Origin of the sequence: Shimia sp. MIT910701 (assembly GCF_047126315.1) — a bacterium.
Taxonomy (GTDB): domain Bacteria; phylum Pseudomonadota; class Alphaproteobacteria; order Rhodobacterales; family Rhodobacteraceae; genus Shimia.
On record NZ_CP138953.1, the window covers coordinates 1917421 to 1939342 of the forward strand.

21 protein-coding genes are annotated in these 21922 nt (G+C 58.3%); 14 read left to right on the plus strand and 7 right to left on the minus strand.

Going from position 1 to position 21922, the window contains the following annotated elements:
* The first annotated feature begins 53 nt into the window (after positions 1-53).
* Together SIB38_RS09105 and SIB38_RS09110 are read left to right on the plus strand one after the other, a co-directional pair.
* Positions 54-728 carry an HAD-IA family hydrolase gene (locus tag SIB38_RS09105; RefSeq protein ID WP_294118273.1) on the plus strand — a complete coding sequence of 225 codons (675 nt, stop codon included), beginning with the start codon at positions 54-56 and terminating at the stop codon, positions 726-728.
* A gap of 60 nt (positions 729-788) precedes the next feature.
* A complete protein-coding gene (locus SIB38_RS09110; protein ID WP_294118272.1) occupies positions 789-1982 on the plus strand; it encodes a DegT/DnrJ/EryC1/StrS family aminotransferase in 1194 nt (397 codons plus the stop codon).
* A 7-nt stretch (positions 1983-1989) separates the two neighbouring features.
* On the opposite strand, the gene arsC is transcribed toward SIB38_RS09110, so the two are convergent.
* Genes arsC through SIB38_RS09125 form a run of 3 tightly spaced genes read right to left on the minus strand, consistent with a single transcriptional unit; the run spans position 1990 to position 3730 of the window.
* Positions 1990-2328: an arsenate reductase (glutaredoxin) gene (arsC, locus tag SIB38_RS09115; RefSeq protein WP_412551853.1), complete on the minus strand. Its 339-nt coding sequence runs from the start codon at positions 2326-2328 to the stop codon at positions 1990-1992.
* Positions 2325-3392: a quinone-dependent dihydroorotate dehydrogenase gene (locus tag SIB38_RS09120; protein ID WP_412551854.1), complete on the minus strand. Its 1068-nt coding sequence runs from the start codon at positions 3390-3392 to the stop codon at positions 2325-2327. Before SIB38_RS09120 ends, arsC begins: the two co-directional genes overlap by 4 nt.
* Positions 3389-3730, minus strand: coding sequence for a DUF952 domain-containing protein (locus tag SIB38_RS09125; protein WP_412551855.1), 342 nt, complete (start codon positions 3728-3730; stop codon positions 3389-3391). Before SIB38_RS09125 ends, SIB38_RS09120 begins: the two co-directional genes overlap by 4 nt.
* Before the next feature lie 123 nt (positions 3731-3853).
* On the opposite strand from SIB38_RS09125, the gene SIB38_RS09130 reads away from it, so the two are divergent.
* The 6 genes from SIB38_RS09130 (at position 3854) to SIB38_RS09155 (ending at position 10873) form a co-directional block, all read left to right on the plus strand.
* Positions 3854-5416: a bifunctional metallophosphatase/5'-nucleotidase gene (locus SIB38_RS09130; RefSeq protein ID WP_412551856.1), complete on the plus strand. Its 1563-nt coding sequence runs from the start codon at positions 3854-3856 to the stop codon at positions 5414-5416.
* A 66-nt stretch (positions 5417-5482) separates the two neighbouring features.
* Entirely contained in the window at positions 5483-5788 is a 306-nt protein-coding gene (locus tag SIB38_RS09135; protein WP_294118267.1) for a DUF1992 domain-containing protein, read from the plus strand.
* Positions 5788-6444: an SOS response-associated peptidase gene (locus tag SIB38_RS09140; protein WP_294118265.1), complete on the plus strand. Its 657-nt coding sequence runs from the start codon at positions 5788-5790 to the stop codon at positions 6442-6444. The genes SIB38_RS09135 and SIB38_RS09140 overlap by 1 nt, the downstream gene beginning before the upstream one ends.
* A 136-nt stretch (positions 6445-6580) precedes the next feature.
* Positions 6581-7399 carry a bifunctional allantoicase/(S)-ureidoglycine aminohydrolase gene (locus SIB38_RS09145; RefSeq protein WP_412551857.1) on the plus strand — a complete coding sequence of 273 codons (819 nt, stop codon included), beginning with the start codon at positions 6581-6583 and terminating at the stop codon, positions 7397-7399.
* Positions 7400-7565: 166 nt separating this feature from the next.
* Complete coding sequence (locus SIB38_RS09150) at positions 7566-8564, plus strand: type I glyceraldehyde-3-phosphate dehydrogenase (RefSeq protein WP_294118262.1); 999 nt, start codon at positions 7566-7568, stop codon at positions 8562-8564.
* 32 nt (positions 8565-8596) lie between these two features.
* Entirely contained in the window at positions 8597-10873 is a 2277-nt protein-coding gene (locus tag SIB38_RS09155) for an NADP-dependent malic enzyme (protein ID WP_412551858.1), read from the plus strand.
* 300 nt (positions 10874-11173) lie between these two features.
* On the opposite strand, the gene SIB38_RS09160 is transcribed toward SIB38_RS09155, so the two are convergent.
* Entirely contained in the window at positions 11174-12946 is a 1773-nt protein-coding gene (locus tag SIB38_RS09160; RefSeq protein WP_294118259.1) for an SLC13 family permease, read from the minus strand.
* Positions 12947-13088: 142 nt separating this feature from the next.
* Here SIB38_RS09160 and SIB38_RS09165 point away from each other — a divergent pair, with 142 nt between their 5' ends.
* Positions 13089-13829 carry a YebC/PmpR family DNA-binding transcriptional regulator gene (locus SIB38_RS09165; RefSeq protein WP_412551859.1) on the plus strand — a complete coding sequence of 247 codons (741 nt, stop codon included), beginning with the start codon at positions 13089-13091 and terminating at the stop codon, positions 13827-13829.
* Between the two features lie 12 nt (positions 13830-13841).
* On the opposite strand, the gene SIB38_RS09170 is transcribed toward SIB38_RS09165, so the two are convergent.
* The 3 genes from SIB38_RS09170 to SIB38_RS09180 all read right to left on the minus strand — a co-directional run bounded on the left by SIB38_RS09170 (position 13842) and on the right by SIB38_RS09180 (position 16342).
* Positions 13842-14906 carry an acyltransferase family protein gene (locus SIB38_RS09170; protein WP_412551860.1) on the minus strand — a complete coding sequence of 355 codons (1065 nt, stop codon included), beginning with the start codon at positions 14904-14906 and terminating at the stop codon, positions 13842-13844.
* Between the two features lie 159 nt (positions 14907-15065).
* A complete protein-coding gene (locus SIB38_RS09175; RefSeq protein WP_294118256.1) occupies positions 15066-15971 on the minus strand; it encodes a LysR family transcriptional regulator ArgP in 906 nt (301 codons plus the stop codon).
* Entirely contained in the window at positions 15968-16342 is a 375-nt protein-coding gene (locus SIB38_RS09180) for a hypothetical protein (protein ID WP_294118255.1), read from the minus strand. Before SIB38_RS09180 ends, SIB38_RS09175 begins: the two co-directional genes overlap by 4 nt.
* A gap of 82 nt (positions 16343-16424) precedes the next feature.
* Between SIB38_RS09180 and SIB38_RS09185 the strand changes: the two genes are divergently transcribed.
* The 5 genes from SIB38_RS09185 (at position 16425) to betC (ending at position 21881) form a co-directional block, all read left to right on the plus strand.
* Positions 16425-17069, plus strand: coding sequence for a LysE/ArgO family amino acid transporter (locus SIB38_RS09185; RefSeq protein WP_294118253.1), 645 nt, complete (start codon positions 16425-16427; stop codon positions 17067-17069).
* Positions 17070-17234: 165 nt separating this feature from the next.
* Positions 17235-18179: a pirin family protein gene (locus tag SIB38_RS09190; protein ID WP_294118252.1), complete on the plus strand. Its 945-nt coding sequence runs from the start codon at positions 17235-17237 to the stop codon at positions 18177-18179.
* Between the two features lie 71 nt (positions 18180-18250).
* Entirely contained in the window at positions 18251-19156 is a 906-nt protein-coding gene (locus SIB38_RS09195; RefSeq protein WP_294118250.1) for a DMT family transporter, read from the plus strand.
* 57 nt (positions 19157-19213) lie between these two features.
* Positions 19214-20299 (plus strand): DUF1036 domain-containing protein, encoded by a 1086-nt coding sequence (locus SIB38_RS09200; protein ID WP_294118248.1) that lies wholly within the window; start codon positions 19214-19216, stop codon positions 20297-20299.
* A gap of 73 nt (positions 20300-20372) precedes the next feature.
* Positions 20373-21881 (plus strand): choline-sulfatase, encoded by a 1509-nt coding sequence (gene betC / locus SIB38_RS09205; protein ID WP_294118246.1) that lies wholly within the window; start codon positions 20373-20375, stop codon positions 21879-21881.
* The last annotated feature ends 41 nt before the right edge of the window (positions 21882-21922 follow it).

A 21922-nucleotide genomic window follows, 5' to 3' on the forward strand; every position in this document is an offset into this window, starting at 1 on the left:
GCGCCTTGTAACAGCCGTGCGCGGGAACTCGCGCAGGCGGCAGGGAGCACGACATGAAGACCGTAGTTTTTGATTTAGACGGAACCCTGGCGGACACCAGCGGTGATTTGATTGCGGCGGCCAACGTTTGCTTCCGCGACATGGGGCACGGCGATGTTTTGTCAGTGGAGGCCGACGCTGGTGTTGCATTGCGTGGGGGGCGGCGCATGCTGACCGAAGGGCTGACCCGGCTTGGGGCCATGGATGAGGCCGTGATCGTAAAGTATTACCCTGTTCTTTTGGAAGCTTACGGCGGCGCAATTGCTGAGCACACAGTCATGTATGACGGTGCGATGGACGCAGTCGAGGTGCTCAAGTCTCAAGGATACGGCGTTGGCATTTGCACAAACAAGCCAGAGGGATTGGCGGATCAGCTTCTGCAAGCGCTGGGTGTTCGGGAGGCCTTTGGCGCGTTGGTTGGAGCAGACACCTTACCTGTGCGCAAACCGGATCCTTTGCCGTTGGTGGAAACGGCGAAGCGGTTAAACGGCGACCCGGCGCAAACCTTGCTTGTTGGTGACAGCGATACGGATAGGAGTACAGCAAGAGCGGCGGGTGTTCCGAGCGTTTTGGTGACATTTGGCCCAAGCGGCGAAGATATGGCGGCGTTGGAACCGGAAGCCCTATTGCATGACTACGAGGCGTTGCCACAGGTTGTTGCCGCGTTGATTGGGCGTAACCCTTCCTGAAATTCGGATGAGGCTATTTGCCTATATCCTAGCTTGGCTAGAGAGATTGAGATTACTGATATGAGCGAGACATTCACCGGGAACTTCACGCAGCAAGAACCAATCTCTGAAGAGGCTATTGACGCTGCAGTTGCGGTTATGCGGAGCGGGCGATTGCATCGTTATAACCTGTCAGAAGGCGAGCTTGGTGAAGTTTCGCTGCTTGAAGAGGAGTTCGCGGCCTTAGTGGGTAGCAAATTCTGTCTGGCCGTTGCTTCCGGGGGCTACGCACTGGCTTGCGCGTTGCGGGCCATGCAAGTGAAACCCGGAGACCGTGTGCTGACAAACGCATTTACACTGGCGCCCGTGCCAGGAGCGATTGCCAGCGTTGGTGCGTTCCCGGTTTTTGTCGGTGTCACTGAAGGTCTGGTCATCGATCTAGACGACTTGAAGGCCAAAGCGGATCAAGCAGATGTGCTCATGCTGTCGCACATGCGGGGGCATATTTGTGACATGGATGCCTTGATGGCGATATGTGATGCGCACGGCATCAAGGTGATCGAGGATTGTGCTCACACGATGGGTGGCGGCTGGAAAGGTGTGGCGTCGGGCCGCCATGGCGCTATGGCGTGTTATTCCACCCAGACCTACAAACACATCAACTCAGGTGAAGGTGGGTTCCTGATCAGTGATGATGAGGAGTTGATGGCGCGAGCCGTGATGCTCTCCGGCAGTTATATGCTTTACGAACGGCATGGCGCGGCACCGTCTGCGGATGTTTTCGAGCGGGTTAAGTACCATACTCCAAACGTCTCTGGCCGCATGGATCATCTGCGCGCCGCCATTTTGCGGCCTCAGTTACGGAACCTGGACGCGCAAGTAGACAACTGGAACGCGCGGCATGACATCTTGTTGGCTGGGTTACGGGACACCCCAGGTTTGACAGTGGTTGAGCGGCCGGAAGGGGAAGCCTACGTCGGAAGTTCCATTCAATTTCTGTTGTTGGATTGGACCGAACCGCAGATCGGCGAGGCCTTGCGCCATTGTGCTGAGCGCGGTGTCGAACTCAAGTGGTTTGGTGGCGCGGAGCCGGTGGCCTTCACATCCCGCTACGACAGTTGGCGCTATGCGCCGTCTGAGGCGATGCCTGCAACTGACCGCATCCTGAAAGGCATTGTGGATATGCGAATCCCGCTGACGTTTTCAGAGGCGGATTGCGCTTTGATTGCGCGTATCATTCGGGCGGAAATCAGCGCGGTGTTTCAAGCGGGTTGAACCCGCCTCAAAGTATGTCGAGCGCTGCTTCAGGCGGACGGCCCAGAGCGGCTTTGCCGTTGGCCAATACAATTGGGCGCTCGATTAGCCTTGGGTTTTCCGCCATCGCTGCGAACAAAGTGGCGTCATCTTCGGAATTGGACAAACCCAATTCTTTGAACAAGGCTTCTTTCGGGCGCATCATGTCGATCACAGGCACGTTCAGTAGCGCTTGCACTTCGGTGAGTTCGTCCAAGCTTGGGACATCCTCAAGGTAACGGCGCACCGAGACCTCCCCCTTGGCTTCCATCAATGCGAGGGTTTGGCGCGATTTGGAGCAGCGCGGGTTGTGCCAGATTGTGATCATAGCCAGTCCTCTCGTTTGCTTCCAACGGCCTCGGTCACATTGGTGAAGCCGTCCTTTTGCAGCAGTTTATCTAGGTCCCGAATGATGGTTTCTGCCAAGGAGAAGCCGCCATAAACCAATGCCGTATAGAGTTGTACCGCGCTCGCACCGGCGCAGATTTTTGCATAGGCTTGCTCGGCAGAGCCAACCCCGCCAACGCCCACCAGTGGGATTAAGCCGTTAGTGAGTTTAGACAGCTGCGCCAGAACTTGAGTGGATTTCTCAAACAGTGGGGCACCAGACAGGCCACCCGCCTGATCTTTGTCCGCACTTTGCAGCCCTTCGCGGGACAGCGTCGTGTTAGTGGCGATGATGGCATCCAACTGGCTTTCCGCTGCCACTTCAGCGATTTCCGCCAGTTCGTCGTGGGTCAGATCAGGGGCGATCTTGAGGAAAACCGGGATTTTGCGCTCAAGAGTGTCCCGTGTTTCCATTACACCTGCAAGGAGTGCGGATAGGGCCGCTTTGCCTTGCAAATCCCGCAGTTTCTCAGTGTTGGGGGAGCTGACGTTGACGGTTGCAAAGTCCAGATGCGCGCCGCAATGCGCCAGTACGCGGGCGAAGTCGTCGGCCCGGTTCTCGCTGTCTTTATTTGCTCCCAGGTTGAGACCAATGACAGCGTTGCGTGGACGCTTTGCAAGACGCGTGCCGATCGCCTCCATCCCGTCGTTGTTAAAGCCAAACCGATTGATGGCGGCTTTGTCTTCGGACAAGCGGAACAGGCGGGGCTTTGGGTTGCCTGCTTGAGGACGAGGCGTTGCGGCACCAACTTCTACAAAGCCAAAGCCGGATTTGGCAAGCGCATCCAATGCGGTGGCATTTTTGTCAAACCCCGCAGCTAGGCCAACTGGGTTGGGCAAATCGAGGCCTGCGAGAGAGGTTTTGAGGCGCGGCGAGGTGATCTCGCCCGGCGCATTGCCCAGGCCCATTTCCAGAGCTTTCAGAGCCATGCCGTGAGATTTTTCCGGGTCCATGCTGCGCAGGACATTCATGCCAACAGTTTCAAGGCTGCGTTTCAGGCTCATGAAAGCACTCCCGCCGGGAATTCGTGTGTGCCGTCAACTAGCGGCAGGGGCTGAACCCAAGTCACATCGGTCAGGCGCAGCTCGCGATAAAGGTGCGGGAACTCTGCGCCTCCACGGGAGACCTCCCACTTCAGATCATCGCCCATCGGGTCGCTTTCACAGGCCAGCAAGAAAAGGCCTTCCTCACCTGCAAAGTGTTTTGCAGCGGTTGCGGCGGCTTGCGCGGCGGTGGAGAAATGCACGTAGCCATCGGCCACATCAACGGGCGCGCCAACGGAGTGCCCTTCGGCCCGCAGCGCCGCCCATTCGTCGGAGCGGAATATCTTGAAGATCAGCATGGCCTGCTCATGCAACGGACACGGCGCAAGGTCAAGCGCGACACGGATTGTTAAATCTTTGACATTTGAGCCGATTAAACGGCACGATATTGACTGAACGATAAAAAAGAGAGGGGATTCTCCATGATTACTCGACTGATGACAGGGGCGGCAGCACTGGCGCTCACAGCTGGATTTGCGGCTGCGGATTACACATTGAACGTTATTCACATCAACGACTTGCACAGCCGTATCGAGCCGATCAACAAATACGACTCGACTTGCAAAGCTGAGGACAATGCCGAAGGTAAGTGCTTTGGCGGATACGCACGCGTTGCCACCAAGATCGCGCAGCTACGTGAGGAGCTGGCCGGTCAAAACGTTGTCGTTTTGGACGCAGGCGATCAGTATCAAGGTTCTCTGATGTACACCACCTATAAGGGTGATGTGGAAATCGAGATGATGGAGAAGATCGGTTTTGACGTCATGGCCGTGGGCAACCACGAGTTTGATGATGGCCCAGAAGGCCTGTTGAAGCTGGTAGAAGGCGTGTCCTTCCCTGTGATCTCCGGCAACCTCGATGTATCGCAGTCCAACATTCTGGCGGGCAAAGTTGGCAATCACGTTGTTCTGGAAGTGGGTGGCGAAAAGATTGGGATTATCTCTGCGCTGGCGACTGACACGGCAGAGACGTCCAGCCCAGGTGAAACAGTGATTTTCCAAGATGAAATCCAGTCTTTGCAAGCGGATGTAGACGCGCTGACTGCAGAGGGCGTGACCAAAATTATCGCGCTGAACCACGTAGGCGTGAACAAAGACATGGAAATTGCTGGCGCGGTGACCGGTGTTGATGCGGTAGTTGGCGGCCACTCTCACACCAAGTTCTCCAACACCGAAGAAGGTGCGATGGCGTACCCAACCATGGTGGGTAATGTGCCCGTGGTACAAGCCTACGCTTACTCCAAATATGTTGGACATCTGGTTCTGACCTTTGACGACGCAGGTAACGTGACTGCGGCAACCGGTGACACCATCCTGCTGGATGCGTCGGTGCCGGAAGACGAGGCCATTGTCGCGCGCGTGAAAGAGCTTGCCGGTCCAATTGAAGAGATGAAATCTCGCGTTGTAGCGTCTACCGACGCTGCGATTGATGGCGACCGCGGTTCTTGCCGGGCTGGTGAATGCGCCATGGGCAACCTGATTGCGGACGCCATGCTGGATCGTGTGAAAGATCAAGGCATTGAAATCGCTATTCAAAACGGTGGCGGCATCCGCGCTTCCATTGATGCGGGCGAAGTGACCATGGGCGAGGTGCTAACAGTACTCCCGTTCCAGAACACGCTCTCCACCTTCCAAGTGACTGGCGAAACCATCGTGGCCGCATTGGAAAATGGCGTGAGCAAGCTTGAAGATGGCGCAGGCCGGTTCCCACAGGTTGCGGGCATGACCTACACATTTGATGCTTCCGCAGAGGCGGGCAGCCGTATCAGCGACGTGATGGTCGGCGGTGCGCCAATTGATCTTGCCAAAACCTACGGCGTTGTATCCAACAACTATGTGCGCAACGGCGGTGACGGCTACAAAATGTTCCGTGACGCAGAAAACGCCTATGACTATGGCCCTGACTTGGCAGATGTGACTGCAGAGTACATCGCCGAGAAAGGTGCAGCCGGTGCAGTTTTGGACGGTCGTATCAGCAAGAAGTAAGTACTTGCTTGCTTGACGTTTTAACCCTCGCCAGGAAACTGGCGGGGGTTTTTCTTTGAGGCAGCCATGGATCATCCGCTTATTGATTTGATCAACCAGAAAATCCGCGAGGCGGAAGAGGCTGGCGATTTTGATAACCTTGAGGGGGCGGGTAAGCCGTTGCCTAAAGAAGACGATCCAGAAAATGCACTTCTCAATCGGCTGGTGAAAGAAGCCGGGGGCGTGCCGGAGTTTGTGTTGCTATCGCGCGAATTGGCAAAACTGCGGGAAGAGTTGCGAGAAACTGGAGACCGGACCCGGCGGCAAGAGATCATGAAAGAGATGTCGATGATGGACGCCAAGATCGAGTTGGCAGGGAAGGCCCATCGCTGATGTGCGGACGGTTTGCGATCACCTTGCCGACCGATGCGATGGCGCAGCTGTTTGCGGCCACACCTGCCAACAACCTGCCTGAGGTGCCCAACTTCAATGTGTGTCCTACCAATCAGATCCATGTGGTGTTGGGGGAGGGGGAGGCGGCGCGGCGGTTGGTCTCGATGCGCTGGGGCTTTATCCCGCATTGGTACAAAACGGCTACGGACGGCCCTTTGCTGATCAACGCGAGGGCGGAGACTTTGGCGGAAAAGCCTGCGTTTCGGAGCGCCTGTCGAGAGCGGCGGTGTTTGATCCCGGTGACAGGGTTTTATGAATGGACTAAGGACAGCGAAGGCCTGCGTTGGCCCTGGTACATCTCAGCAGGCGCGCCCTTGGCCTTGGCCGGGGTGTGGCAAGAGTGGGCGCAGGGTGACGAGGCCATGAGCACTTGCGCGATAGTGACCACCTCAGCCAATGAAGCCATGTCCCAAGTCCACCACCGGATGCCCGTGGTGATTGACGAGGAAGATTGGGGATTGTGGCTTGGAGAGCAGGGGCACGGGGCAGCCACTCTGATGAAGGCGGCGGATGAGGATCTCCTGTCTTTTTATCAGGTTGACCGTGCGGTGAACTCTAATCGAGCGGCAGGGGCTGCTTTGATCGACCCAATCTAAGTATTCGATTTTTGGCGAAGGTCCGAGGAGGATTTTCAAGAAAACTGCGACAATCCTTCAGCTTCACAAGGGCCGGTAGTGCCTTGGCGTCACGCGGTTGGCCTGAGATGATGGTATGAACTTTTTGGAGGGTCCCATGTCCCGGTCTTCGTATTACGCACCCCAAGGTGGCTTGCCGCCACAAACCCAATTGCTCACCGATAGAGCGATGTTCACCGAGAGTTTTGCGGTGATCCCGAAAGGCACGCTCACCGATATCGTGACATCCAACTTGCCGTTTTGGAATGATACGCGGGTTTGGGTGATTGCCCGGCCGATGAGCGGGTTCTCCGAGACGTTTTCGCACTACATCGCGGAGGTCGCACCAGGCGGTGGTAGCGAGCAACCTGAGCTGAACCCGGAAGCGCAAGGTGTGTTGTTTGTGGTCGAGGGAAGCATCGCAGTGACCATTGAAGGAGCGCGCCACGAGCTTGGAGATGGCGGTTATGCTTACCTGCCAGCGGGCAGCACTTGGACGCTGAAAAACGATAGCGATGCGCCAGCCAAGTTCCACTGGGTTCGTAAGAAATATGAAGCGGTTGAAGGGATTAAGGCGCCAGAGGCCTTTGTCACTTCGGATGCGGAAACACCTATCAATTACATGCCTGATACAGATGGCAAATGGGGCACCACGCGCTTTGTGGAGCCGGACGATCTGCGCCATGACATGCACGTCAATATCGTGACGTTTGAGCCGGGCGGGGTGATCCCGTTCCTTGAAACCCACGTGATGGAGCATGGACTCTACGTGTTGGAAGGCAAGGCGGTCTACAAGCTCAATCAGGATTGGGTTGAGGTTGAGGCGGGTGATTACATGTGGCTGCGCGCCTTCTGCCCTCAGGCCTGTTACGCGGGTGGGCCGGGCAAGTTCCGCTATCTGCTCTATAAAGATGTGAACCGCCATATGGCGCTTTGAGGGGGCATTTTGGCTGTTTTGCCAGCAACTGATTGGGTTGTGGCAAAATGCCTGTGCTTGATAGCGATAACAAAAGCATGTGGGCGGATTTTCCGCCCCTTTTGGGGTGGAAATTGCAGAGCAAACCCTATCAATTGGCCTTTCAGGACAAAATGGAACGCGTGTCATGAGCGAGCGTAAGATCAGGATTTTTATCAACGGGTTTGGTCGTATTGGCCGGACGGTTTTGCGTATCCTGGCAAAGGGGCAGCACCCAGAGTTTGAGATTGTCGGGATCAACGACATCGAGCCACTGGAGACCTGTGCCTATCTGTTTGAGTTTGATAGTGTTTTTGGCGCTTATCCGGGGTCCGTTGAAGCGGGTGACAAGGCGCTTACCGTTGATGGGCTGTCCATTCCATTTCATGCGGTCAGTGACCTGAGTGGGCTTGATCTCAGCGCTGTTGATGTGGTGCTGGAATGTACCGGCATGGCAGGCGCACGCGCGGTGGCAGAACGAGGGCTTGCAGCGGGCGCGGCTAAGGTGTTGATCTCCGGGCCGTCTGATGAGGCCGATGACACCATTGTGCTAGGCGCCAATCAGGAGCTTTTGAAGGATCAGAAGATCCTGTCGAATGCCTCCTGTACGACTAATGCGCTGGCGCCGTTGATGCGGGTGTTGGACGAGGAATTTGGCCTGATCAGCGGGCATATGACGACGGTGCATTGCTATACTGGCAGTCAGCCCACGGTGGACAAACCGCGCGCTGATCTGGCGCGGAGCCGTGCGGCGGCGCTGTCTATGGTGCCCACCACCACCTCGGCACAGCGCATGATTGACAAGGTTTTGCCGCATCTGAAAGGCCGTGTGGAAGCGCGTGCCATCCGGGTGCCGACGGCAAGTGTGTCTGCCATTGATCTGACAATACAGACCGAAAAAGATGTGACAGTTGAGACGGTTAACGCCCGTTTGAAAGCAGCGGCTGAGAGAGATGGCATCTTGGGGTGGAGCACCAAGCCGCTTGTCTCAACCGACCTGCGGGCGCGGCCGGAATCGCTGATTGTGAGTGAGAGAGAAACCAGCGTTTCTGTGGGCGGGCTGCTGCGCGTCTTTGGCTGGTATGACAATGAATGGGGCTTTTCCAACCGAATGTTGGATATGGCCAGAGCAATGGGGCGGCGCTGAGCTGCGCGAGGGGAATTGGGAGAAAAGAAGAGATGACAAACACCAAGGATCAGGATCGCGCCCGTCAGGCCGCACTTAACTACCACGAGTTTCCCAAGCCCGGTAAGCTGGAAATCCGCGCGACCAAACCGATGGCTACTGGCCGTGACCTGAGCCGGGCCTATAGCCCCGGTGTGGCCGAGGCCTGTGTCGAGATTGAAAAGAACCCAGCGGATGCAACGCGTTACACCGCGAAAGGCAACCTGGTTGCAGTGATTTCCAACGGTACTGCCGTGCTTGGTCTTGGCGACATTGGCGCACAAGCGTCTAAGCCGGTGATGGAAGGCAAGGCGGTTCTTTTCAAAAAATTTGCCGGGATCGATTGTTTTGACATCGAAGTGAACGAGCCTGATCCGGAAAAACTCGCCGATTTGGTCTGTCGTCTAGAACCCACTTTCGGAGCAATCAATTTAGAAGATATTAAAGCGCCGGACTGCTTCCTTGTGGAGCGGCTCTGCAAAGAGCGCATGAACATTCCGGTGTTCCATGACGACCAGCACGGCACCGCAATTGTGGCGGCTGCTGCGGCTTACAACGCGCTGATCGTGGCGAAAAAGAACGTTGAAGACATCAAGGTTGTGGCGCTGGGCGCGGGGGCGGCGGGGATTGCTTGCCTCAAGATGCTGATGACCATGGGCGTACAGCACGAAAACATCTTGATGCTGGACAGCAAAGGCGTGGTGCACAAGCAGCGCAACGACTTGACGGCGGAGAAGGCGGAGTTCGCGCAAGATACTGATAAGCGGACCACAATGGAGGCCATGGAGGGCGCCGACCTGTTTCTTGGCGTGTCGGGTCCGGGCCTGTTGACCAAAGAAATGGTCGAGCAGATGGCGGATGATCCGATCATCTTTGCGCTCGCCAACCCAACCCCTGAGATTATGCCGGAAGAGGCGCGTGAAGCCGCGCCAGGTGCGTTGATCGCGACAGGGCGCTCGGACTATCCGAACCAGGTGAACAACGTGCTGTGTTTCCCGTTCATCTTCCGCGGCGCGTTGGATGCTGGCGCAACTGAAATCAACGACGCCATGAAGCTTGCCTGTGTGGAGGCGATTGCCTCTCTGGCGCGTGAAACGACGTCTGCTGAGGTAGGGGTTGCATATCAGGGGGAAACGCTGAATTTTGGTCCTAACTACCTGATTCCAAAGCCTTTTGATCCACGCCTTCTGCCGACAATTGCAGTGGCTGTGGCCAAGGCGGCCATTGAATCTGGTGTGGCGACCAAAGACCTTGACCTGCATGCTTATGAGAACAAGCTGCAGGCGCAGGTGTTCCGCTCGTCCATGATCATGCGTCCAGTCTATGAGGCCTGCAGCATGAGCCGGCGTCGGATCGTTTTTGCTGAGGGCGAAGACGAGCGCGTATTGCGGACGGCGCAGGCAATGTTGGAAGACACGGTGGACACTCCCATGTTGATTGGCCGTCCTGAGGTTGTGGCGCATCGTCTTGAAAAAGCGGGACTAAAAATCAAACCGGGCGTGGATTTTGAGCTGGTAAATCCAGAGCAGGATGACCGCTATCGCGATTACTGGACCCACTATCACAAAAAGCTGCGGCGTCAGGGTGTGAGCCCGGACAGTGCGCGGGCGATTCTGCGCACCAACAACACCGCGATTGCGGCGATTGCGGTGGACCGTGGCGATGCGGACAGCATGATTTGCGGCACCTTTGGTGAGTACCGCTGGCACCTGCGCTATGTGACGGAAGTTTTGGAAAACAAAGAGTTGCATCCGGTAGGGTCGCTGTCTTTGATCATTCTGGACAAAGGGCCGCTGTTCCTGGCGGACACGCATATTCACATCGAGCCAACCTCTGAGCAGGTGGCGGAAACGGTGATTGCGGCGGCGCGTCACGTACGGCGCTTTGGGGTGGATCCGAAGATCGCACTCTGTTCCGGAAGCCAGTTTGGCAATCTGGATTCGCACTCCGGTCGGGTGATGCGCGGGGCCTTGGATATTCTGGATCAGAACGACTATGACTTTGAATATGAAGGGGAAATGCACACCGATGCGGCCCTTGATCCAGAGTTGCGCGAGCGGTTGTTCCCGGGTGGGCGTCTGACCGGCAAGGCCAATGTGCTGGTGTACTCCAACACAGATGCCGCGGGCGCGACCCGTAACATCTTGAAATCTGTGGCAGATGGTCTTGAAGTGGGGCCGATCCTGATGGGCATGGGCAACCGTGCGCACATCGTGACGCCGTCGATCACGGTGCGCGGTTTGCTCAACATTGCCGCGCTGGCGGGCACCGAGGTGTCGACCTACGGCTAACCCAGATTTGAAGTGATGCAACAGGCCCCGTTAACCATGGTTTTCGGGGTCTGTTTTTTGTCTGTTTCACGTCGGTATTGCGTCGGTGGGGGGCTTGTGGTGCGGGATGCGGGTAAACACAAAGCGCGTTGCGCGAGGTGTTGCGCAACAGGAGGGTGCGCCTGACCCTGGGGGGCGCTGACGAATCGAAATAGCATTGCGAAACGGGTCCACCTGCGCATTCATTGCGATTGGCGGGACTTTGAAGTGCGCCCTCCCGTGGGGAGGGTCAGGCGCAGCCCGGCGTTGCCGGGCAAGTCGTTATAGCGGCCAGAATACCAAAATCGCCGGGATCGAGACAGCGACGACAAGCACTTCGAGTGGCAGGCCGATGCGCCAGTAGTCGCCAAACTGATAGCCGCCGGGGCCGAGGATCAGCGTGTTGTTCTTGTGACCGATGGGCGTGAGGAAGGCCGAGGAGGCGGCGACGGCCACGGCCATCAGGAACGGGTCGGGGGAAACCTCAAGCGCGTTGGCCATCTGAATGCCAACCGGGGCGGCGACAATGGTGGTGGCGGTGTTGTTGAGCACGTCGCTGAGCGTCATGGTCACGAGCATCAGCACGGTGAGCACCGCCCATGCGGGCAGACCGGAAGTGAGGCCCACCAACCCGTTGGCAATGAGTGCGGTGCCGCCGGAGCTGTCCAGCGCCGCGCCAAGTGGGATCATCGAGCCGAGCAGCACCACGACCGGCCACTCGACGTGGTCATAAAGTTCGGAGAGCGGGACAATTTTCGCGAGCACATAGGCAATTACCACCAGCCCTAAAGCGATGGGCAGGTAGATCAGATCAAAGGAGGCGGCGGCGACAGCGCCGACAAACAAGCCAATGGCGAGCCACATTTTGCTATCGGCGGTCACGGTCAATCCGCGATCTGCAAGCGGCAGGCAGCCAAGCCATTTGGTCACGTCCGGGCCGCGGTCTTTGTGCACGAGGATCAGGAGGATGTCGCCGGGCTGGACCACGGTCTTGCGGATCTGGCTGCGGATGCGGCGGCCTTCGCGGGAGATGCCCATGAGCACTGCGCCCTGGCGCCAGGCGAGACCCAGCGTTTGCGCGGCTTTGCCCGCGATGCGGGCGGTTTCGGGGACCACGACCTCGATGATGTCGAGACCGTCCCCGGCGGCTTTGAGCTGTTCCTCGCGTTTCTCGTCGGAGAAGTTGAGTGACAGGGCGGTGCGGAATTCGTCGAGCGCGTCGGGTGTGGCTTCGAGCACCAAGGCGTCGCCTTCGCGCAGGATGTTGGTGCGGGCCGAGCCATAGAGCCGTTTGCCGCCACGCATCAGGCCAAGGATTTGCACGTCGGCCTCTTCGGCGTCGGGTTCCAACTCGCCAAGGCGCTTGCCGATCAGCTTGCTCTCTGCCGGGACGGTGAGTTCGGCGATGTATTGGCCAAGGTCGGCAACTTTTTTACCGGCGTCTTCGCGATCCGGGATCAGGCGCCAGCCAATGAGGGCGACAAAAAGCAGGCCAGCGATGGCTGTGAGGCCCCCAACAGGAGCGAAGTCAAACATCTTGAACGGCTCACCCAAGCTTTCCTCACGGATGGAGGCGATAATGATGTTGGGCGGCGTGCCGATGAGCGTGGCCATGCCGCCAAGGATGGTGGCGAAAGACAGCGGTATCAGAGATTTGGACGGGCTGCGGCCTGCTTTGCGGGCTGTTTGAATGTCCACCGGCATCAACAAGGCCAGCGCGGCGACGTTGTTCATAAAGGCGGAGAGCACAGCCCCCACGGCGCCGATGATGGCGATGTGATTGCCCAGGGAACGCGCGCTGTCCACCAAGGTGCGGGTGATCAGGCCGACGGCGCCGGAACGGACAAGGCCTGCGGAGACAATTAGCACAAGCGCCACAATCAGCGTGGCAGGGTGGCCAAAGCCTGAAAAGGCGTCTTTTGTCGGGACCACGCCCAGCACCACGGCGATCATCAGGGCGGCAAAGGCTACGATGTCATAGCGGAACCGGCCCCAGAGCAGCATCACAAACACGCCGCCGAAAAGGCTGAACAAAATGATCTGATCTGTGGTCATGAAAAGGCCTGTAAGCAAATTTGTTTGCGGGGAAGTCAATCTTACAGGCCACGGAAACGCAAGCGGGTTGCGGATTTTGCCTGCTGTGACGTATAGAGAGCCCCAACACTACGATACTGCGAAAAGACAACCGGAGGCGAACATGGCCGGCCATAGTAAATGGGCAAACATTCAGCACCGCAAAGGGCGTCAGGACGCCGCGCGCTCCAAGCTGTTTTCCAAACTTTCCAAAGAGATCACCGTTGCCGCAAAGATGGGCGACCCTGATCCGGACAAAAACCCGCGTCTGCGTCTGGCGGTGAAAGAAGCCAAGAGCCAGTCCGTGCCAAAAGACGTGATCGAACGCGCGATCAAGAAGTCGGTTGCGGGCGAAGGCGACGATTATGAAGAAATCCGCTATGAGGGCTATGGCCCCAATGGCGTGGCGGTGATTGTCGAAACCATGACCGACAACCGCAACCGGACAGCCTCTACCGTGCGTTCCACCTTCACCAAGAGTGGCGGCAACCTCGGCGAGACCGGCTCTGTTGGCTTCATGTTCGACCGTAAAGGCGAAGTGACCTACGTCGCAGATGCAGGCGATGCGGATTCTGTGTTTGAAGCGGCAATTGAAGCCGGTGCGGAAGACGTCGAGAGCTCTGAGGACGGTCACATCATCTGGTGCGAAGACACCGACCTGAACGAGGTGTCCAATGCGCTGGAAGCAGCCCTTGGCGAGTCTGTCAGCACCAAGCTGGTGTGGAAGCCAACCACGACCACCGAGCTGGATCTGGAAGGCATGCAGAAGCTGATGCGGTTGATCGATGCGCTGGAAGATGACGATGACGTGCAGCGCGTGACCACAAACTTCGAAGCCTCTGACGAGGTGATGGACCAGTTGTAAGCAGCGGTTCTGTTAGAGATTGGAAGGGCGCGCTCCGGCTGGGGCGCGCTCTTTTTCTTTGCGCAGCACGTCGCGGACTTTGTTGGCGGGCAGGCCAAGGAAGGTCTGCGCGGCGACGGGGCTGCGCAGGATCAGGCGTTGCAGCAGGATGGGACCTGGCATGCCCAGCAGCACGCCGAGCGCGGTGACGGCCCAGAGGTTGCCGGGAGTGCCCAGTTGCCACCAGGCCAGCGTGACGGCGGCAGTGAAGAAGACGTGGAACAGGTAGATCACGTAGGCTTTGGTGCCGATGTCTGCGAGGCGGGCTTGATGGGGGCGCAACATAAGCAAACCGAAACAGGCGGAAAATCCCAGCGCAATGGCCAGAAGGCGGCGCGGCGTGCCGGTGAGGATCAAGTCCTGCGTGGCGAGGCGAAAACCGATGAACAGCCCGACAGCGAGTAGTAAAGCGCCAAGCGGGCGGGCCCAGGGCGCGCTGCGCAAGGCTTGGCGGACGTTGGGTGTTTGTGTGGTCAGGTAGCCGGACATGAAAAACGGCAGCAGGAAAGTGGCGTCGGTGATTGAGAACCAGTTGGTGGCGGGCAATGGTATTAGACCGAGGCCCCACCAGGCAATGCCCAGCAGGCCAAGCCCAGCGGCGATGTGACGGTGCCAGCTGCCGCCAACGAGGCAAACCAGCAGGACGGCGGTGGTCATGATCAGGAAGCTGGCTTGCAGGAACCAGAAGTGCGCAAAGCTGGTGACATAGGTCAGAGGTAGGGGCGGCTGTGCGGTGCCGGCCATACGGCGGGCGAGCCAGAACAGGGTGCCAACCGACAGCATGGGCAGCAGCAGGCGGCGGGCTTTTTTACGGATGGTTGTGCGAGCGTCCGGCCAGAGGCCGGTGGCGCGCGCAAAGACCATGCCGGAAATAAAACTGAAAATCAGCATGCGCATGTCCTCAGTGGTGTGGCTGAGGATGCTGATGGGATGGTCTAGCGGCAGTTCCAGGCCGTAAGCGGGGGAAATGCCAACCATGTGGTGCAGGACAAGGATGAGACAGACGATGGCGCGCAGCGTGTCGATTTCTGCGCGCATGGTTGCTGCTTGGGGCGTCTGTGACGTTGTTGCTGGCATGTTCTATGCCTCATCTGCGCCTTTTGTGGGCGGTTGTGTCTAGTTTAGCGGGATCGTCCTGTGGTGTCTTGCCTTGCTTGGTGTAGTTGGCGTTCCGGGACAGAGCGCGGCCAGAGTTGGTCAATTTGTTGGCAAATTGGCCGGAGAGTGAGGGGCCAGGCTTTGGCGTGCGACTCGGCGCACCGCTTTGGTAAGCGGGGCAAGGGCGGGGGCCAGCAGGCGGCTGGATTGCCAGAACAGAGGTGTTTCGTAGGTGGTGTCGGGGATCAACGGCACCAAGGCGCCGCTTTCCAGATGGGGGCGCACCAGCGGTTCCGGATTCATGCCCCAGCCAAGCCCCAGCAGACATGCCTCGACAAAACCGGTGGAGGATGGCAGGCGATGGCTTGGCGGCGAAGGCGTGACGCCAAGGTTTTGCGTCATCCAGGTCTCTTGCAGGCGGTCTTTGGCATCAAAGATCAGGATCGGGGCCGTCGATATGGCCTCTGCGGTGACACCGTTGGGGAAGTTTTTGGCCATGTAGGCTGGGCTGGCGGAAGGCACATAGCGCATTGGCCCTAAGGGCGTGCTGTCGCAACCAGCAATGGGGGCTTCATGTGCAGTGACAGCGGCGACCACTTCGCCACGCCGGAGCCAGTCGGCGGAGAAATCCTGATCGTCCACCACCAGATCAAACAGCAGGTCGGGCACCTGCGCGGCGGCTTTGAGGAACCATGTGGCGAGGCTGTCTGCGGTGACGGCGGTTCTCAGGCGGGCGGTGCGCGGGGAGAGCTTTGCCAGATCGCGGGAGAGCGCGCCTTCGAGCATGCCCACCTGGTCGAGGTGGGCGGCGAGGCGGCGGCCGGTTTCGGTGCCTTCACAGGGTGTGCCGCGCAGCACCAAAGGCATGCCGACGCGCTCTTCCAGCGCTTTCAGGCGTTGCGAGATGGCGGATTGGGTGATGCCCAGTTCCTGTGCCGCGCCATCAAAACTGCCGGTGCGCAGGATCGCCGCAAGGGCGGCGAGATGGGCGTAGTCGAGTTTCATTGCAGCTTGGCTGCGGTGCCGTGTGTGGGCCTGATCCGATTTTGGTTGGCATTGAGCGTTGAGCCGTCATGCGCCAAGGCCCAGTCTTTGGCCTCATTAAGAGACATGCCGAGGTTCACCGCCAGCTTGTCCGCCAGCGCATAGGCGGAGCGGGTGGGGTGCAGCTTTGTCAGCAATTCGACGTGACGCAGGCGCGCCTCGGGGAATTGGTCCAGGCAGTGCTTGATGTCGTCCTGCGGCAGCTGGAAGTGGAAGGCCAGCGCATTGCGTAAAAACAGCGCGTCATGACCTGCCGCCTCAAGGCGGCGGCAGTAGTCTACGTTGCTTTCCCCATTGACGGGCGGCAGGGTTTTGTAGCTTGGAAGCGACATAAGCTGTCCTAATGTGGTCCCAGGTTTTTTAATTTGAGTAATTCATGGGCGGGCCGTAGTCAAACCCCAACACAAAGGTGCAATGGATAACCACTGGGGGCAAGACGATATGGGCGAGACAGGCATTTTGGGGCCAGCATTGGCCGGGTTTGCGTTGGGGCTGTCGCTGATTATGGCGATTGGCGCGCAAAACGCCTTTGTGCTGCGCCAAGGCTTACGTGGAGAATATGTGCTGCCACTGGTGCTGACCTGTGCGGTCAGTGACGCCATCCTGATCACTTTGGGCGTGGCGGGGTTTGGCGCGTTGATTGCGGCCAATCCCACCATGATTGAATGGGTGCGCTATGGCGGTGCAGTGTTCCTGTTTGTCTATGGGGCGATGAATTTTAAGGCCGCTGCAGCTGGCGGAGATGCTCTACAGGACAAGGGGCGCACAGCGAGCAGCTTTGGCGCGGCGGTTATGACCTGTGTGCTGCTGACCTGGGCCAATCCGCATGTATACTTGGATACGGTTGTGCTGTTGGGTGGAATTTCCGCGCAATATGCGCCGGGATGGGCCTTTGGCGCGGGTGCGGTGACCGCAAGCTTTGTGTTTTTCTTCTCGTTGGGGTTTGGCGCCAAACTGTTGCGTCCCTTCTTTGTTAATCCGCGCTCCTGGCAGATTTTGGATGTGCTGGTCGGGCTGACCATGTGGGCGATTGCCGCGAAACTGATCTGGGGCATGTGAAGGGGCGCTGCCCCCGTCGGCGCAAGCGCCGACTCCCCCGGGATATTTAAGGAAGGAGAAGAGTGGGGCATTGTGTGAGGTTGCGCACATAAGTTGTGGGGACTTGCCTGTTTTGTGCGGCAGGGGAATGGCCATATCCTGCGGGTAGCAAGTCAGGAGGACGCCATGAGTTGGAACCCAGCCTTAGAGCCAAAATTGCCCGATGCCACCGCCTTGGAGGCGATTGAGACAGTCATTGTGCCACGCTCTCGAGACCTTGGCGGGTTTTCTGTGCGGCGGGCGTTGCCTGCGCCGAAGCGGCAGATGGTGGGGCCATTTATCTTTTTTGATGAGGCGGGGCCGGCAGAGTTTTTGACAGGGCAGGGCATTGATGTGCGGCCGCATCCGCATATCGGGCTGGGGACGGTGACCTATCTGTATCGCGGTGAGTTTGAGCATCGCGACAGTTTGGGCACGCATCAGATGATTTATCCCGGTGAGGTGAACTGGATGGTGGCAGGGAATGGCGTGACCCATTCGGAGCGCACGTCAGAAGCGACACGTAAGGCGCCAAGTTCGCTGTTTGGGATTCAGACTTGGATCGCTTTGCCGGAGGAGCACGAAGATGATCCGGCGGCGTTTGAACACCACGGCAAAGAGGCGCTGCCGTTTCTGGAAGGCGAAGGCAAAGAGGTGCGGTTGATCCTTGGGGATGCCTGGGGGGAGCGCGCGCCGGTGAGCATGATGTCAGAGACATTTTATGCCGATGTGGCCTTGCAGGCTGGGGCGAAGCTGCCGATGCCGGACAATCACGAGGATCGGGGTTTGTATGTGGTGGACGGCGCGGTAGAGATTGCCGGGGACGTGTTTGAGCCGGGACGTATGGTGGTGTTCCGGCCCGGCGATGCGATCACCGTGACGGCGGGACCGCAGGGTGCGCGGTTGATGGCGCTGGGCGGGGAAACCATGAATGGGCCGCGGTATATCTCGTGGAATTTTGTTAGCTCCAGCAAGGAGAAAATTGAGGCTGCGAAAGCCGATTGGGCAGCCGGAGATTGGGCCGATGGGCGGTTTCAATTGCCGCCGGGGGATGATCAGGAGTTTATTCCCTTGCCGGACAGGATGCTGTGACGCCGCGGCACAATTTTGCTTAACAGGTTTCCTACCTCGACACTGCCGCCACGTCATGTCTATGTGGCGGCATGACGGATGAAAGCGCGTATTCGCCCCTGAAGGGTGTGTTTTGGATGCTGGTCACGGGGCTGTGCTTTGTGGCGGTGACCGCGCTTGTGAAAATGGTGAGCACGCGGTTGCCTGCGTCGGAGACAGCGTTTCTGCGCTACGCGCTGGGCATAGTGTTCCTGATCCCGATGATCAAACCCATTCTGGAAGCGAAGCTCACCAAGCGGCAGATTGGCTTGTTCAGTCTGCGTGGCATCTTGCACACTGGTGCGGTGGTGGCGTGGTTCTTTGCCATGGCGCGTATTCCGATCGCCGAGGTCACGGCGATGAACTATCTGTCGCCGGTCTATGTCACCATTGGTGCGGCGCTGTTTTTGGGGGAAAAGCTTGCGTTTCGGCGGATCGCGGCGGTGATTGTGGCGCTGATTGGGGTGACAATCATTTTGCGGCCGGGCTTTCGCGAGTTGAGTCCGGGACATTTTGCCATGCTGTTCACGGCGCTGGGCTTTGCCGGTGGCTACCTGATTGCCAAGCGGTTGAGTGAAGAGGTCAGCCCCACGGTGGTTGTGGGGATGTTGTCGGTGACGGTGACCATTGGGCTGGCGCCTTTGGCGCTGTCGGTCTGGGTGACGCCGACGTTGGAAGAGTTGGTGATCCTGTTTGGCGTGGCCTGTTTTGCCACGGCAGGGCACTACACCATGACTTTGGCATTTAAGGCGGCGCCGGTGACTGTGACGCAGCCGGTGAGTTTCTTGCAGATGGTCTGGGCGGTGTTGCTGGGCTGGATTGGTTTTGGCGAGCAGCCGGATGTCTGGGTGCTGGTCGGGGCGCTTACAATTATTGGCGCGATCAGCTTTATCACCTGGCGTGAAGCCATGCTGAAGCGGCGTCAGATCACGCCGCTTGTGGGGCAGACCAAGCTCTGAGATTTGCCACAGCGCCGTAAGTGCGCCTATCCTGAGGAAAATCGGGAGGGGGACACTATGAGATCAACTTTCTGGATGGTCGGGTGTGCGGCCGCGGTGACGCTACCGGTGGCCGCGCGGGCGGGGTTGGAGATCTGCAACGAGGCTGGGTTCTCACAAAGTGTGGCGGTGGCCTACAAGGATGGGGATGTCTATCGATCTCGCGGGTGGTGGAACCTTGATCCGGGCGAGTGTGACACGCCGGTGACCGGCGATCTGAAGCGGCGATACTACTATGTTTTTGCCACCGCGCGCGGCTATGAGTTTGATCCGGCGGAGCGGTATAGTTTTTGTACTGAGCTCTCCGGGTTTTCGATTGTGGGCGATGAGGATTGCGAGGCGCGTGGCTATGACAAATCCATGTTTGCAAAAATCGATACAGGTAAAACGGCCAAAGACTATCGGTTGAATATCAAAGCGGGGATTTTCACGGCGTTGGAAACGGGGGGCGCAGGCGGTGCGACCGCAACGCCGCCTGCGGAGATTGTGTACACGACAGAGGCTGAAGCACGGCGGATTTTGCCCCTTTATATGCCTATGGAGAACTCCGGTTTCTTTGGGGAACCGTTTTCTCAAGTCGGCATCTTTCAGGGCTGTGCCTATGAATATGAGGACGCGTTTTGCAGTTTTCATGCGGAAGGCTGGAAGTATTATGTGAACTACGGCAACGGCACTGAAGATGCGTTGCTGGATGCGCTGGAGTATTTGCCCGTGGGCACGCCGGTGGCCTTTGGTGGCGACATGATCAGCTATGGCGATATCACGGTGGACACGGTGATCCGTGAAGTGAGTTATTTCCCCGAGCTTGATCCTTATCAGGACATCCGTGAAGCGATGCAGGGTATGTGGCGCGATATGACCGACATCACCGCGCAGATCATGATCGAAGGGGCGGAGCTGACCGAGTTCTATAATGGTGAGCCGGTTGCCGATTATTTTCTACAAATCGCGCCGGGGTGTGATGCGGGGCCGGGCGGGCCAGTGTTGTTGCAGACCAACCCGGAGGATCGAGAGCCCTATTGCTATATGATCGACAGTGTCACGGACAACGAGATGGTGCTCTATTATTACGGCAACCCGGAGCCCTTCGTTTATCGGCGATGATTTGTCGCGAAACGTCTTGAGCTTTTCTGGGTGGTGTTCCTAGGGTGTGAGAAACCGTCCAAGGAGCTAAAGCATGTCTCGTCCCAACATCCTGATTTTTATGGTGGATCAGCTCAACGGCACGTTTTTTCCCGATGGGCCAGCGGAGTGGTTGCATGCGCCGAACTTGAAGAAGCTGGCGGCGCGGTCGACGCGGTTTCAAAACGCCTATACGGCCAGCCCACTATGCGCGCCGGGGCGGGCGGCGTTTATGTCAGGACAGTTGCCGAGCGGCACAGGGGTCTATGACAACGCGGCCGAGTTCGCTTCGTCCATTCCCACCTACGCGCACCATTTGCGCCGGGCCGGGTATCAGACATGCCTGTCCGGCAAGATGCATTTTGTTGGGCCAGATCAGTTGCACGGCTTTGAGGAGCGGCTGACCACGGACATCTATCCGCCGGATTTTGGCTGGACGCCGGATTACCGCAAACCGGGCGAGCGCATCGAGTGGTGGTACCACAATATGGGCAGTGTGACTGGAGCAGGTGTGGCGGAGATCTCCAACCAAATGGAGTATGACGACGAGGTCGCCTATCACGCCACGCGCAAGGTCTATGATCTGGCGCGGGGGCATGATGACCGGCCCTGGTGTCTGACCGTGAGTTTCACCCACCCGCATGACCCCTATGTGGCACGCAAGAAGTACTGGGACCTGTATGAAGACTGCGACCACCTGCTGCCGGAGGTCGGGGCCATTCCGTATGAGGACCAAGATGCGCATTCCAAACGCATTTTTGACGCCAATGACTGGCGCAGTTTTGACATCACCGAAGAGGATATTCGCCGGTCGCGTCGGGCGTATTTCGCCAACATCAGCTATCTGGATGACAAGATTGGCGAAGTGATGGAGGCGCTGGAGGCGACGCGGCAAGAGGCGGTGATCCTGTTTGTCAGTGACCATGGCGACATGCTGGGCGAGCGCGGCTTGTGGTTCAAAATGAGCTTCTATGAGGGCTCCAGCCGTGTGCCGATGATGGTGGCGGCTCCGAATATGGAGCCCGGATTGGTGACCACGCCGGTGAGCAACATCGATGTCTGTCCAACGCTGTGCGAATTGGCGGGGGTGAGCATGGAGGAGGTCATGCCCTGGACCACAGGCGAGAGCCTGGTCCACCTGGGGCAGGGCGGAACGCGCGACACGCCGGTGAGGATGGAATATGCGGCGGAGGCTTCATATGCGCCGATGGTGTCGCTGCGCTATGGAAAGTGGAAGTACAACCGCTGTTCCCTGGACCCGGATCAGCTGTTTGATCTGGAGGCCGATCCGCATGAACTGACCAATCTGGCAGAGGAACCGGCGCATCAGGGCACGGTGCAGACACTACGGGCCAAGTCGGAGGCGCGCTGGGATTTGGCGGCGTTTGATGCGGCGGTGCGGGAAAGTCAGGCGCGGCGTTGGGTGGTCTATGAAGCGCTGCGGGAGGGCGGGTACTTCCCGTGGGATTATCAGCCGTTGCAGAAGGCCTCGGAGCGCTACATGCGCAACCATATGGACCTGAATGTGGTGGAGAAGAATCAGCGCTTTCCGCGTGGGGAGTAGTTCGCCACACGTGAGAGTAGATTGTTAAGGCTTGTGCCCCT